Raw genomic sequence first — 13130 nt, 5'->3', positions numbered from 1 at the left:
TTACACCTCCACATCATACGGCTCGTAATCTTTACGTAACGGATGTCCAACCCAATCGTCCGCAAGTAGAATACGTGTTAAATTCGGATGACCGACAAACGTAATCCCTACTAAATCATAAGCTTCCCGTTCTGGCCAGTTTGCACCAGGCCAAAGAGGCGTAACGGACGCAACCTTTGGATCATCGCGATCACATTTCACCTTCACGGCTACGGATTGCTTATTTTTGTAAGAGTACAGATGCACATATACTTCCATATGCGTTACAAAATCTGTTCCATGCAATTCCGAAACATAATCAAAGCTAAGCTGATCATTCTTCTGTAAAAATTCCATCGCTTCAAAGTAACGATCCGGCTTCACAACAAGTGTTGGAACTTCTTTCGAAATAGCATTAATATAGGAATCTTCTAATACATCCCCAAGATGTGCTTGAATTACCTTCACATACTTATCCAGGTATGGCTGATTGCGTGATGGCTCTTCCTCGGCCTGTACGGGCTCTGCATCGCTTGCTCCAGACTTCGCCTTAGCGGCTGCCGCTGCTGCTGCTTTTGCCTTTGCTGCCGCGATAGCTTTCGCTTTTTCATCATCGCTTGCTCCGCCGGCTGCTTTCGCTTTTGCCGCTGCCGCTGCTTTTGCCTTTGCTGCCGCGATAGCTTTCGCCTTTTCATCATCGCTTGCTCCGCCGGCTGCTTTTGCTTTTGCCGCTGCTGCTGCTTTTGCCTTTGCTGCCGCGATAGCTTTCGCCTTTTCATCATCGCTTGCTCCGCCGGCTGCTTTCGCTTTTGCTGCTGCCGCTGCTTTTGCTTTCGCTGCCGCGATGGCTTTCGCCTTTTCATCATCGCTTGCTCCGCCTGCCGCTTTCGCTTTTGCCGCTGCTGCTGCTTTTGCCTTCGCTGCCGCCGCTGCTTTTGCCTTTGCTGCTGCCTTTGCTGCTGCCTTCGCCTTTTCATCGTCGCTCGCGCTTTCAGTTGCTCCGGACTTCGCCATTGCGGCTGCTTTCGCTTTCGCTGCTGCCGCAGCTTTTGCCTTTGCCGCTGCCTTCGCCTTTTCATCGTCGCTTGCGCCTTCAGTTGCTTCGGACTTCGCCATTACGGCTGCCTTCGCTTTCGCTGCTGCTGCTGCTTTTGCCTTTGCCGCTGCTTCCTTTTTTAATGTATCTAGATCCTTGCCTTCACTCATTTATTCGTCACCTGCTTTCCGGTTTTCGCCTCGTAACGAATTTTTTCTTTCAATTTATTAATTCCATAAATTAAGGCAGCTGGGTTTGGCGGGCATCCTGGAATGTACACATCAACTGGTACAATTTGGTCTACACCCTTTACTACAGCATATGATTTCACGTAAGGTCCGCCTGCTGTTGCACAAGAACCCATAGCAATAACCCATTTTGGCTCTGGCATTTGGTCATATAATCGGCGTAAGAGTGGTGCCATTTTTTTCGTAACGGTACCGGATACAATCATGACGTCAGATTGACGCGGAGATGTACGGAAGAATGAACCGAAGCGATCCAAATCGTAGTGGGAGGAACCAACACCCATCATTTCAATGGCACAACAAGCTAAGCCGAATGTCATGGGCCACAAAGAGTTACTTCTTGCCCAGCCTTTCAGCTGCTCCAATGTTGTAAAAAATAGATTACGTTCAAGCTCTGCTCTTTCTTGGCTGTTCAAATTCTCAAAATTTATAACCATTTCAACACCTTCTTCTTCCAAGCATAAACAAGCCCTACGAGAAGCAATAATACGAAAAGAAGCATCTCTACAAGAGCAAACAGCCCTAATTTATCGTAGGCAACAGCCCACGGATACAAAAATACAGTTTCCACGTCGAAAACAACAAACAAGAGCGCAAAAATATAATAGCGGGCATGGAAACGAATATTTGCTTCATGAAATGGTTCAAGACCACTTTCATATGTAGTTTGCTTCTTTTCTGTTGGCTTGTTCGGACGAAGTATTTTCCCTGCCGTTAGTGCTACCATAGGCAACAGAATGCCTAAGAGCAAAAACGCAACTACGATCGCATAGTTATTTTGATACACATTGAACATTAGCAAACTCTCCCCCTATGCAGTAAAATTTGTTCAATTAGCAAAACTCCCATCAGTGAAAAAAATATTTAATCCTGCTGACAGCTTGTTTGGGCCAACCCGGGTTCTGACTGAAATCAGAACGGGATAAGATTACACCATCAGTGAGGCAAATCCTAAAAATGATTATGAAAGCTATTTGCAATAAAAATATGGCCTCGAACGCTAGTAACAACAGCATTTTCACCGTGATTACACTACTTATTTTTTTTGAATTTTTCTAAATAATGTAACCGATATCATTATAACAAATTCTTCTTTGCTATGTCGACCAATTACACCAAGGATTATCACGTTCAGACAAATAGATTACCTATTCTCCATAAGAAGACAAGCAGAATCAGACAAAGGTCACATGTTACTGTAATATATTCATACTTTTTTCAAGAAATCCCTTATTTCCCTACTGGTAAATAAAAGAAAGGTACGCTATGCTAATATAAATATATATATTAACATACATTAATATAGTAAGCTTCACAGCTACATATGACTTTTCCGCTTGTGTCATTACACAAGCGCTTCCATACTTTTTAGTATTTCACAAATTCTTTATTCTGTATTTCGTATGAGGTGGCTTATGACTATTCAATCTAACAAAAGATTTCAAACTCTTTTTATTTTTTCTGCCCTTTATCTACTTGTATATTACATTTGGATCTTTATATTTCCTACTGACGGACTAATGAATGATCTTGGTACGATGGCCTTAAGCGTGTTGGCAGATGGAGTTGCCGCCTATTCGCTATGGCATACCTTTCGAAATTCCAATACAAATATGCAACTCTTTTGGCTCCTTCTCACGATTGCATGCCTTAGCTTTCTTCTTTCAGATGTAGCCTGGTTTTGTGCATCCGTACATTCTCCGAGATGGAATCCACCGATTATTAACACATCATTTATATTTTTTATTCCATTTTATCTCATTTACTTATTAGCATTCTCGATAAAAATTACGGCTGAATACAATATTATACAAAAACTATTGATTTTCTGCGATATCGGTGCAACATTTATCGCAACGGTTACTTTATCTTATCATCTTGTTTTCGAGAAAATCTTAAACAAGCAATCACTAAGTATGTTCATAAAGACAATGGAGCTTTTCTATCCTTCAGGTGATATTCTGCTGCTCCTCGTCTGTGTTAGCTTATATTTTCAGCCGAATAAGCTCGTTTCCAAACGGGTTCTGCATCTACTCATTCTATCTATTTTACTGTTTGCAGTAGGTGACATTATATATTGTTTACTTTTAATTGAAGATAATTTTAGATTAATAGATATAATAAGCCCGGTTTACCAGCTATCCCTTTTACTAACAGCTACAGCAGGAGTGTTAGACACGAAAACAGCAGCAAAACAAAAAGAGCAAACCGAGACAAAGGAAAGCACCATACGAATATCCTTATCGTATATTGCTACGATTACCTTAACGGTGTTTACCATTACATCAAAAGACCCTTCTCGGTCATTAGTAATCAGCCTTTCCTTATGCCTTGTTTTATTTCTATTTCGCCAATTTCTCGTAAACGCTGAGAATAGACGATTATTAAATCGGCAGAAGCAATTTAATACAGAGCTTGAAGACCGCGTAACGGAAGCCACCTACGATCTTGTCGTACAGAGAAAAGCGTTAATTCAAAGTAAACAGAAGTTCAAATCCTTATATGAACTTCATCCTGAGCCGATCTTTACATTAGATCAGCATGGAAATATTATGCATGTAAACAAAGCAGGAGGAACGCTGCTCGGCTATCAAGTGTCCGATATTTTGCATACCTCCTTCCGTTCGTTTATTGATGAAAAGGATATACAGCTAATCGAATCGAACATTCAAACTGTTTTAAACGGACATTCCATTTCCTTAGAAGTTAGAGCCTATCATAAAAATGGGGATACATACATTCTTTCTATCACGATTGTTCCTTTTTATGAAGGCAAGAAAGTAAAGGGAATGTATGTAATGATTAAGGATATTACAGAATCGAAAATGCAGGCCGAGCAAATTAGCTACCTTGCCTATCATGACACACTAACAGGGCTAGCCAACCGCCGCTCCTTTTCAGATGACTTAGACCGAGCAATAGCAGCAATCAAGCGGAATGGCGGAACATTAGCGCTTATGTACATCGACTTAGACCGTTTTAAAGTCATTAACGACACTCTGGGCCATGATACAGGTGATCTTGTACTAGTAGAAACAGCAAACCGAATCAAAGCCTGCTCTGCTTCATTCGGATCGCTATACCGTCTAAGTGGAGATGAATTTATCCTGCTCGTCAAAGATTATGTTCACAAAGACAATTTGAAACAAATGGTCCAACTTATTATGCAATCGATGCATGAACCTGTACAAGTTCAGTATCATACGCTGTACATTACACCAAGTATCGGGGTTTCCATTTATTCTGATTTGTGTAATGACGCAATCACCCTGCTTAAGCATGCAGATTTAGCACTCTATAATAGTAAGAAACTAGGGAAAAACGCCTACAGCATTTATGACGAAACCATGGACGATCAAATGAAAAGAAAGATGCGTCTAGAGAAGGATTTATACGAAGCCTTACCAAATAACGAGCTATTTTTAATGTATCAGCCGCAAATCAATACGAAAACCAATCGCTGCATCGGAGTAGAAGCGCTCGTACGCTGGAACCATCCGCAATTAGGACTTATTCCACCTACAGAATTCATACCCGTTGCGGAAGAATCCGAGCTTATCGTCGAAATTGGCGAATGGATTCTTTATGAAGCATGCCGCCAAATGAAAGAATGGCATGACGCAGGCTGGACTAAAATCAAGGTTGGTGTAAACGTATCGTACCGCCAATTTATGCAGGTGGACTTCATCGAAGTGGTCACGACTATCCTGCAAAAAACAGGCTTGCCTGCACATTGTTTGGATATCGAATTTACCGAACGCGTATCGATCAACAACGAAGAGCAAACATTAAGCAAGCTACAACAACTAAAAGACATTGGCGTTAGTATTTCCATCGACGATTTTGGAACCGGCTACTCATCCCTTTCTTATTTAACACTATATCCCGTGGATACACTCAAAATCCCGCGTGAATTTATCTTACAAGCCGATGACCAAATCAAAGGAAAGGAACTTATCGCTACCATACTTTCACTCGCGCAAACTTTAAACTTATCCGTCGTGGCGGAAGGAGTAGAAACGAAAGCTCAGCTCGACTTCCTGCAAACACTTAACTGTAAATATATACAAGGCTACTACTATAGCCCGCCTCTACGAGTAGATGCCTGCAAGGTATTTTTCGAAGGAGAAACCTTGCAACATCGCTAACAGATAGAGGACTCGGTAACGGCGAAATACTAGAGATCTAGGTTTCGCCGTTACCTTTTTATTTCCCAGGCAACCGTCGCCATTCCCCCATAAAAAAACCAATCGCCTACACGATTGGTTCTTGCAGCACAGCTTTAATTTTCGTAATCGCCCATTCTAATTCTTCTTCTGTGATCACCAGCGGCGGAGCAAACCGGATGGTTGTTTCATGTGTTTCCTTACAAAGCAGCCCTTCCTGCTTAAGTTTCTCGCAAAACGGCCGCGCTGACTGATCTAGCTCTACTCCGATAAATAAACCCTTCCCGCGAACATCGCAAATCATCGGATTGTTAATCGCGCGCAGCTCCTTGCGGAATACCTCGCCCAGTGCAAAGGATCGCTCCGCTAATTTTTCATCCGCTAATACATCTAGTGCTGCAATAGCCACTGCTGCTGCTAGCGGATTCCCGCCAAACGTCGAGCCGTGCGAACCTGGATTAAATACGCCAAGCACATCGCGATTACTCGCCACGCATGAAATTGGCATGACACCGCCGCCAAGCGCCTTTCCTAAAATATAGACATCCGGCACAATGTCCTCATAATCGCAAGCAAAGGTCTTTCCAGTACGGCATAATCCTGTTTGAATTTCATCCGCGATAAACAATACATTACGGCGCCGGCATAGCTCGTAAGCCTGCTTTAAAAATCCTTCGGGCGGGATGACAATCCCCGCTTCACCTTGAATCGGTTCTAGCAAAAACGCTGCCGTATTCGGGGTAATCGCCGCCTCTAAAGCGGCAATGTCGCCATACGGAATGATCGTAATACCGGGAACAAATGGCCCAAAGCCTCGCTTATACTCTTCCTCGGAAGATAGCGAAATTGCAGCAAGTGTACGCCCGTGAAAGTTTCCTTCACACGCAATAATCGTCGCCTCATTTTCAGCTACTCCTTTCACATCATATGCCCAGCGCCGGGCAGCCTTGATTGCCGTTTCCACGGCTTCGGCGCCCGTGTTCATAGGAAGCACCATCTCTTTCTTTGTCAGATGCGCTACTTTTTCATAAAAAAATCCAAGCTGCTCGCTATAGAAAGCGCGAGATGTAAGCATCACTTTATCAGCCTGCTCCTTGAGTGCCGCAATAATCTTCGGATGACGATGACCTTGATTCACTGCCGAATAAGCACTTAGCATATCCATATATTTTCGGCCTTCCGGGTCGTAAACCCACACACCCTCAGCCTTGGCAATCACAACAGGTAATGGATAATAGTTATTAGCTCCATAACGATTAGTCACAGCAATAATAGATTGTGTATTCATTTGATCTCGCCCCCTTCTCTTTTGTACTGCTTGTCCGATTTCTCTTAAACCCAGGACATGAGGCCATCCCCATGTCCCGCTCTTATTCAACCGGCGTATGCTGCCTTTCGTTTCTCATAAAAATGTGCAAACGCAATGGACGAATACGGCGTAATCCAAAGCTCCGCCAGACCAAATGTAATGATGCAAAGCAAAATCCAACCGATAAAGCTAAGAAAGAGAACAAATAGCTCCCATTTATGGCCATTCATCATATGTCTGCTCTCCGTAATTGCTTGATTCACGCTATATTCCGGATGATCAATGAGAATGAAATACGTTAAAGCATACGAAAAACTTTTAATAATACCAGGAACAATCAGAAGGAGTGACCACAAAGAAGTATAAAGACTAAGCAAAAAGAGGGTTAAAAACGCTTGCCACATTCGCTTCCATCCTGCAAAATACCGAAACAAATCCGATACCTTAGATTCCTTACCCTGTGCAAGCTGCAAATAAATGTAATAAATACCGAACACCAATATACCCGTTATAAATAAGTCGACAATAATATATACAATATTCCACAAGCCTGCAACAAAACCTGCCGCATCCGTATTTTGGGACAATGAAGCAAGAAAAACAGTTATACCTAAAACGATATAAGTCCCAACCACAGAAATAATCATATACAAGAAGGTACTTAAAACTGCAAATCCCCATTTTCCTTTCAACGATGCTAGCGCTTTTTTCTTTAACTCACCAGTCATTGGCTGCCCCCTATCTAGTTGTAATGGCCTTATAAATCACTAGCATTGTATGAGCTAAATAGGGGAGATATGTCTAATAAAAAAGGGCATCCCCTACGCGCATGGGACACCCTTTGAATTCTTATTCGAATATATCCTCCTGCTCCTTAGACAAGTTCTCATAGAAATGTGCAAGTGTCACATTAAAATACGGCATCGTCCAAAGTTGTGCTATTCCACACGTAATTGCGCTTAGGAGAAACCAACCGATAAAGCTAAGTCCAAGAACAAATAATTTCCACTTATTTCCGTACATCATTCGTTTGCTCTCTGCAATCGCTTGATGAACCGTATACTCTGGATGATCAATGATAATAAAATTCGTCATCGAATAAGATAATGCCTTGATAATACCAGGAATTATAAGAAGCAAAGACCATAATGCTGTATAAAGCGAAACAAAGAACGTTACCTTAAAGGCTTGTACCATCCGCTTCCAGCCTGCAAAATACGCAAACAAATCATCCACTTTCCCGCCATTTCCTCTTGCAATAAGCAAAAACACTTTATTTAAACCAAGTGAAAAAATACCACTTATAAATAGATCCGCAACGACTAACACAATATAGAGTAAAATGATAATGAAATATAGACCAATTGTACCGTCTTCATAAATAGCATTCATTAAAAAAGCAGTTGGAATCGATTCGACTATCGCAACAATATAGCCACCTACAACTGTCAAAATACCAAATAAAAGCATAATACCAGCAGAAAACCACCACCTGCCGCTTAAAGACGATCTCGCTCTCTGCTTCAATTCACTTATCATAGTAAAACCCTCCTGAATGTAGGTACAAGAATAATTGCATGGTAATTTTATCATAATATGACAAAATACACTCCCTTTTTCACAAATTTATAATATTGAATTACCTCTCGTTATGGAACTGAGGGAATTGACGGTGGAAAAAAAAGAGGTTTATCGGTGGGAACGTGAAGGTTAACGGCGAAATTCTGAGATTTAACAACAAAACTGGCATTGGTTACGGCGAAAGCGGACCTGAACCACAGGAAAATAGAACTCTACTAGAATTTAACGGTGAAATTGAGGTATTTAACGGTGAAATTCTGTACTTTATCGGTGAAACTGACATTGGTTACAGCGAAAGCGGACCTGAACCACAGGAAAATAGAACTCTACTAGAATTTAACGGCGAAATTGAGGTATTTAACGGTGAAATTGAGGTATTTAACGGTGAAATTCTGTAGTTTAACGGTGAAACTGACATTGGTTACAGCGAAAGAAGACCTGAACCACAGGAAAATAGAACTCTACTAGAATTTAACGGTGAAATTGAGGTATTTAACGGTGAAATTCTGTACTTTATCGGCGAAACTGACATTGGTTACAGCGAAAGAAGACCTGAACCACAGGAAAATAGAACTCTACTAGAATTTAACGGTGAAATTGAGGTATTTAACGGTGAAATTCTGTACTTTATCGGCGAAACTGACATTGGTTACAGCGAAAGCGGACCTGAACCACAGGAAAATAGAACTCTACTAGAATTTAACGGTGAAATTGAGGTATTTAACGGTGAAATTCTGTAGTTTAACGGTGAAACTGACATTGGTTACAGCGAAAGAAGACCTGAACCACAGGAAAATAGAGGTCTACTAGAATTTAACGGCGGATCTGAGGTATTTAACGGTGGAATTCTGTAGTTTAACGGTGAAACTGACATTGGTTACAGCGAAAGGGGACCTGAACCACAGGAAAATAGAACTCTACTAGAATTTAACGGTGAAATTGAGGTATTTAACGGTGAAATTCTGTACTTTAACGGTGAAACTGACATTGGTTACAGCGAAAGAAGACCTGAACCACAGGAAAATAGAACTCTACTAGAATTTAACGGTGAAATTGAGGTATTTAACGGTGAAATTCTGTACTTTAACGGTGAAACTGACATTGGTTACAGCGAAAGAAGACCTGAACCACAGGAAAATAGAACTCTACTAGAATTTAACGGTGAAATTGAGGTATTTAACGGTGAAATTCTGTACTTTATCGGCGAAACTGGCATTGGTTACGGCGAAAGCGGACCTGAACCACAGGAAAATAGAACTCTACTAGAATTTAACGGTGAAATTGAGGTATTTAACGGTGAAATTCTGTACTTTATCGGCGAAAATCGCTTTGGTTACGGCGAAAGCGGACCTGAACCACAGGAAAATAGAACTCTACTAGAATTTAACGGTGGAATTGAGGTATTTAACGGTGAAATTCTGTAGTTTAACGGTGAAACTGACATTGGTTACAGCGAAAGGGGACCTGAACCACAGGAAAATAGAGGTCTACTAGAATTTAACGACGGATCTGAGGTATTTAACGGTGAAATTCTGTAGTTTAACGGTGAAACTGACATTGGTTACAGCGAAAGGGGACCTGAACCACAGGAAAATAGAGGTCTACTAGAATTTATCGGCGGAATCGGGGCATTTAACGGTGAAATTCTGTACTTTATCAGCGAAAATCGCATTGGTTACGGCGAAAGAAGACCTGAACCACAGGAAAATAGAACTCTACTAGAGTTTAACGGCGGAACCGAGGGTTTTAACGGTGAAAAAAGAAGGTTTATCGGCGAAACTAGCGTAGATTATGGCAAACGGGGAGCAGAATGAGAGGAAAAGAGAACCTCCCCGGAGTTTATCGGCAGAACTAAGGCTTTAACGGGGAAAAAATGTAGTTTATCGGCGAAACCGCTCAGGGTACCAGCGAAACCAGTCCTGACCAACAGAATTCCCTCATTTTTCCCCACAAAAAAAGGTGCCCCCGCGGGACACCCTCTTTCTTAAAACAACTTATTTCATATTCGAAACGTTCAGACGGTTGACTGCACGTTGCAAAGCAAGTTCTGCACGTTTGAAGTCGATAGCAGATTGCTTGTCTTGCATGCGACGTTCTGCACGGCGTTTTGCTTCGTTTGCACGGTGAGCATCGATGTGAGACGATTCTTCCGCAGTTGGCGCAAGAATTGTCACCTTATCTGGGCGAATTTCGATAAATCCGCCTGAAACTGCTACATAATCCGTTACATTTCCTCGTTTAAGGCGAATCGGACTAATTTGGAGTGGAGCCACAGTGGAAACGTGACCATGTAAAATACCCATTTCTCCGCTAACAGCTTTTACGCTGACCATATCTACGTCTTGCTCGTATGCCGGTCCGTCAGGAGTTACAATACTGACTTGAATTGTCTTCATGATTCGTCCCTCCTAGACCTAATTATACTAAAGTCTTTGCTTTCTCAACTACTTCTTCAATGCGTCCTACTAGACGGAATGCATCTTCTGGAAGATCATCATATTTACCTTCTAGGATCTCTTTAAATCCTTGTACAGTTTCTTTTACAGGAACATAAGATCCTTTTTGACCTGTAAATTGTTCTGCTACGTGGAAGTTTTGAGATAAGAAGAATTGAACACGACGAGCGCGGTGTACAATTTGCTTGTCGTCTTCAGATAATTCATCCATACCTAGAATTGCGATGATATCTTGTAATTCTTTGTAGCGTTGCAATGTTTGTTGTACTTTACGTGCAACTTTGTAGTGCTCTTCTCCAACGATTTCAGGTGAAAGGGCACGAGAAGTTGAAGCCAATGGGTCCACGGCAGGGTAGATACCCATTTGTGTTAAACGACGCTCAAGGTTTGTTGTTGCATCTAAGTGAGCAAATGTCGTTGCTGGAGCCGGGTCAGTATAGTCATCGGCAGGTACATATACAGCTTGGATCGAAGTGATAGATCCTTTGTTTGTAGATGTAATACGTTCTTGTAATTGACCCATTTCCGTAGCTAGTGTAGGTTGGTAACCTACGGCAGATGGCATACGGCCAAGCAACGCAGATACTTCAGATCCTGCTTGTGTGAAACGGAAGATGTTATCGATGAATAGAAGAACGTCTTGTCCTTGTTCATCACGGAAAAATTCAGCCATTGTAAGACCTGTTAAGGCAACACGTTGACGAGCACCTGGTGGCTCGTTCATTTGTCCGAATACCATGGCAGTTTTCTTAATAACGCCGGAATCGCTCATTTCGAAGTATAGGTCGTTACCTTCACGAGTACGTTCCCCTACACCAGCGAATACAGAAATACCGCCGTGTTCTTGTGCAATGTTATGGATTAATTCTTGGATTAATACTGTTTTACCTACGCCGGCACCACCGAATAGTCCGACCTTACCACCTTTGATGTAAGGAGCAAGTAAGTCAACAACTTTAATTCCTGTTTCAAGAATTTCAACCTTTGTTGAAAGTTCTTCAAACTTAGGAGCTGTGCGGTGAATTGGGTCACGGCGAACGGATTCATCAATTTTATCGTTTAAGTCAATTTGATCTCCAAGCACGTTAAATACGCGGCCAAGAGTTGCTTCCCCAACTGGAACAGAGATTGGTCTTCCTGTGTCAATTGCATCCATACCGCGAACAAGTCCGTCAGTAGAAGACATGGCAACGGCACGAACGGAATCATCACCTAAGTGAAGAGCCACTTCTAATGTTAGGTTGATTGATGCTTCATGTTCATTTTTTGCTTTGTATGATACTTTAAGGGCGTTGTAGATTGCAGGAAGATGTCCGTTTTCGAACTTTACGTCTACAACCGGACCCATTATTGCTGTAATGCGTCCTTTACTCATGGGTTTCCCTCCTAATTATATAATCCACGGTCTATGGCAGGTTTTTGCCGCTAAAAGAAGCCGATGGCTCCTTTAGCAGACCAACCTATTCGAGTGCTGCTGCACCACCAACGATTTCCGTAATTTCTTGCGTGATCGCTGCTTGACGAGCGCGGTTATAAGAAAGTGTAAGTGTTCCAATAATGTCTTTCGCATTGTCTGTTGCACTCTTCATTGCTGTCATACGCGCAGCGTGCTCACTTGCTTTACCGTCCAGCAAGGCACCAAAAATTAAGCTTTCTGCGTATTGTGGCAATAAAACTTTAAGAATTTCTTCTTCTGAAGGCTCAAATTCATAAAGCGTATGTGAAGCGTTAGCCTCTACATCTGATAACGGCAAAAGCTTCTTCGATTGTACTTCTTGTTGCATTTTGGTGATGAAATGATTGAAATAAATGTACAATTCATCGAATGTACCATCGGAGAACTTTTCTACGGAGCTAGCAGCAATATCCTTAATGTCTGCAAATACAGGTTGGTCGGATAAGCCAGTAACATCATCAATGATATTAAAACCGCGACGTTTTAAATAATCACGACCCACACGTCCTAGTACAATAATCGCATATTGACTAGCATCGTTATTGTGGCGTTCCATTATTTCTTTGCTTATTGCACGTAATACGTTACTGTTATAAGCACCAGCTAATCCACGGTCAGACGTAATAACGATATAGCCTGTACGTTTAACTGGACGAGTAACGAGCATAGGATGGTTTACACCGCTACCACTTGATACATCAGCAATAACCTCTTGAATTTTGTTCACGTAAGGAGTGAATGCTTTTGCATTTTGCTCAGCACGACTCAATTTAGAGGCGGAAACCATTTCCATTGCCTTTGTAATATGACTCGTTTTCTTCGTGGAAGTAATTTTCGTTTTTATATCGCGTAAAGATACCACAGGTTCTCACCACCTTTTGTCCAAAATAGGCATGACG

At 41.8% G+C, this 13130-nt stretch carries 11 protein-coding genes; 2 read left to right on the top strand and 9 right to left on the bottom strand.

Features of this window, described 5'->3' with window-relative positions; all coding sequences use genetic code 11:
* From ACM5BR_RS11795 to ACM5BR_RS11785, 3 genes are read right to left on the bottom strand one after another with little or no spacing between them, the layout of a single operon-like run.
* Entirely contained in the window at nucleotides 1-1185 is a 1185-nt protein-coding gene (locus ACM5BR_RS11795) for an NADH-quinone oxidoreductase subunit C (RefSeq protein WP_416828117.1), read from the bottom strand.
* Entirely contained in the window at nucleotides 1182-1700 is a 519-nt protein-coding gene (nuoB, locus tag ACM5BR_RS11790) for an NADH-quinone oxidoreductase subunit NuoB (RefSeq protein ID WP_416828116.1), read from the bottom strand. Before nuoB ends, ACM5BR_RS11795 begins: the two co-directional genes overlap by 4 nt.
* Nucleotides 1691-2059, bottom strand: a complete 369-nt coding sequence (locus ACM5BR_RS11785) for an NADH-quinone oxidoreductase subunit A (protein WP_416828115.1) — start codon at nucleotides 2057-2059, stop codon at nucleotides 1691-1693. Before ACM5BR_RS11785 ends, nuoB begins: the two co-directional genes overlap by 10 nt.
* 619 nt (nucleotides 2060-2678) lie before the next feature.
* Here ACM5BR_RS11785 and ACM5BR_RS11780 point away from each other — a divergent pair.
* Nucleotides 2679-5411, top strand: coding sequence for a DUF4084 domain-containing protein (locus ACM5BR_RS11780; RefSeq protein ID WP_416828114.1), 2733 nt, complete (start codon nucleotides 2679-2681; stop codon nucleotides 5409-5411).
* Between the two features lie 106 nt (nucleotides 5412-5517).
* On the opposite strand, the gene ACM5BR_RS11775 is transcribed toward ACM5BR_RS11780, so the two are convergent.
* The 3 genes from ACM5BR_RS11775 to ACM5BR_RS11765 all read right to left on the bottom strand — a co-directional run bounded on the left by ACM5BR_RS11775 (nucleotide 5518) and on the right by ACM5BR_RS11765 (nucleotide 8277).
* Complete coding sequence (locus ACM5BR_RS11775) at nucleotides 5518-6717, bottom strand: ornithine--oxo-acid transaminase (protein WP_416828113.1); 1200 nt, start codon at nucleotides 6715-6717, stop codon at nucleotides 5518-5520.
* 86 nt (nucleotides 6718-6803) lie between these two features.
* Entirely contained in the window at nucleotides 6804-7466 is a 663-nt protein-coding gene (locus tag ACM5BR_RS11770) for a DUF975 family protein (protein WP_416828112.1), read from the bottom strand.
* A gap of 121 nt (nucleotides 7467-7587) precedes the next feature.
* Nucleotides 7588-8277, bottom strand: a complete 690-nt coding sequence (locus tag ACM5BR_RS11765) for a DUF975 family protein (protein WP_416828110.1) — start codon at nucleotides 8275-8277, stop codon at nucleotides 7588-7590.
* A 164-nt stretch (nucleotides 8278-8441) separates the two neighbouring features.
* Here ACM5BR_RS11765 and ACM5BR_RS11760 point away from each other — a divergent pair, with 164 nt between their 5' ends.
* Nucleotides 8442-8717: a hypothetical protein gene (locus ACM5BR_RS11760; protein ID WP_416828109.1), complete on the top strand. Its 276-nt coding sequence runs from the start codon at nucleotides 8442-8444 to the stop codon at nucleotides 8715-8717.
* A gap of 1596 nt (nucleotides 8718-10313) precedes the next feature.
* Here ACM5BR_RS11760 and ACM5BR_RS11755 read toward each other — a convergent pair.
* The 3 genes from ACM5BR_RS11755 to atpG form a co-directional block, all read right to left on the bottom strand.
* Nucleotides 10314-10715 carry a F0F1 ATP synthase subunit epsilon gene (locus ACM5BR_RS11755; RefSeq protein WP_416828108.1) on the bottom strand — a complete coding sequence of 134 codons (402 nt, stop codon included), beginning with the start codon at nucleotides 10713-10715 and terminating at the stop codon, nucleotides 10314-10316.
* Between the two features lie 22 nt (nucleotides 10716-10737).
* The gene (gene atpD / locus ACM5BR_RS11750; RefSeq protein ID WP_416828107.1) at nucleotides 10738-12150 is read right to left on the bottom strand and encodes a F0F1 ATP synthase subunit beta; all 1413 of its coding nucleotides are present in this window, start codon (nucleotides 12148-12150) and stop codon (nucleotides 10738-10740) included.
* 85 nt (nucleotides 12151-12235) lie between these two features.
* Nucleotides 12236-13093 carry an ATP synthase F1 subunit gamma gene (gene atpG / locus ACM5BR_RS11745; RefSeq protein WP_416828106.1) on the bottom strand — a complete coding sequence of 286 codons (858 nt, stop codon included), beginning with the start codon at nucleotides 13091-13093 and terminating at the stop codon, nucleotides 12236-12238.
* Nucleotides 13094-13130: the final 37 nt, after the last annotated feature.

This window comes from Ectobacillus polymachus (assembly GCF_048159605.1).
Taxonomy (GTDB): Bacteria; Bacillota; Bacilli; order Bacillales; family Bacillaceae_G; genus Ectobacillus; species Ectobacillus polymachus.
This window is presented reverse-complemented; position numbering and strand designations above follow the sequence as displayed.

What these genes read in the sequence shown, in the direction of transcription:
- ACM5BR_RS11795 (WP_416828117.1), bottom strand. Translation starts at nt 1,185, where the DNA reads ATGAGTGAAGGCAAGGATCTAGATACATTAAAAAAGGAAGCAGCGGCA.
- nuoB (WP_416828116.1), bottom strand. Translation starts at nt 1,700, where the DNA reads ATGGTTATAAATTTTGAGAATTTGAACAGCCAAGAAAGAGCAGAGCTT.
- ACM5BR_RS11785 (WP_416828115.1), bottom strand. Translation starts at nt 2,059, where the DNA reads ATGTTCAATGTGTATCAAAATAACTATGCGATCGTAGTTGCGTTTTTG.
- ACM5BR_RS11780 (WP_416828114.1), top strand. Translation starts at nt 2,679, where the DNA reads ATGACTATTCAATCTAACAAAAGATTTCAAACTCTTTTTATTTTTTCT.
- ACM5BR_RS11775 (WP_416828113.1), bottom strand. Translation starts at nt 6,717, where the DNA reads ATGAATACACAATCTATTATTGCTGTGACTAATCGTTATGGAGCTAAT.
- ACM5BR_RS11770 (WP_416828112.1), bottom strand. Translation starts at nt 7,466, where the DNA reads ATGACTGGTGAGTTAAAGAAAAAAGCGCTAGCATCGTTGAAAGGAAAA.
- ACM5BR_RS11765 (WP_416828110.1), bottom strand. Translation starts at nt 8,277, where the DNA reads ATGATAAGTGAATTGAAGCAGAGAGCGAGATCGTCTTTAAGCGGCAGG.
- ACM5BR_RS11755 (WP_416828108.1), bottom strand. Translation starts at nt 10,715, where the DNA reads ATGAAGACAATTCAAGTCAGTATTGTAACTCCTGACGGACCGGCATAC.
- atpD (WP_416828107.1), bottom strand. Translation starts at nt 12,150, where the DNA reads ATGAGTAAAGGACGCATTACAGCAATAATGGGTCCGGTTGTAGACGTA.